The following is a 509-nucleotide window of genomic DNA, read 5'->3' as shown; positions in this document are numbered from 1 at the left end:
TTGACGTTCTCCCCCGCCTGAAGGCAGGGGGATTCATCGTTCTACGAGTCTCCGTTAGCTGACAGGATTTCTCCAACCAACCAAGAGGGAATCTCTCCCGATGCGTGAATTCGGGCGCGCCCCACCCTACTCAGTCCCAGTTTAAGGATGTTTATCGCTGCGTTCGTGTCGCGGTCGGCAACCAAGCCACAATGGGGACAAACATGAGTTCGAGTCGATAGCGTTTTCTGCACTTTTTCCCCACAACTCGAACAGTTTTGACTGGTATTGTAAGGCGGTACGGCAATCGCTATCTTCCCGTATTTGTCGGCAAAGTATTCGAGCCAACGACGAAACAGCCTCCATCCTGCATCACTAATCGATTTGGCTAGATGACGATTCTTGACTAGCCCTGCCACATTTAAGTCTTCATAGACGACCAAATCGTTAGATTGGATTAGGCGGAGTGCCACTCTTTTGGCAAACTCTTCTCGCTGCCGACTTACTCTTAAATGTTGGCGAGCATATCG

General features: G+C 50.3%; 1 protein-coding gene. It reads right to left on the bottom strand.

The window, feature by feature from the left end; all coding sequences use genetic code 11:
• Window positions 1-41: 41 nt before the first annotated feature.
• Window positions 42-509: RNA-guided endonuclease InsQ/TnpB family protein (locus K4A83_RS22860; RefSeq protein ID WP_265267027.1), on the bottom strand; the 468-nt coding region annotated here is incomplete at its 5' end.

The organism is Spirulina subsalsa FACHB-351, assembly GCF_026130165.1.
Taxonomy (GTDB): Bacteria; Cyanobacteriota; Cyanobacteriia; order Cyanobacteriales; family Spirulinaceae; genus Spirulina_A; species Spirulina_A subsalsa_A.
Note: the sequence above shows the minus strand (reverse complement) of the source record. Positions and strands in the feature narration are given on the sequence as shown.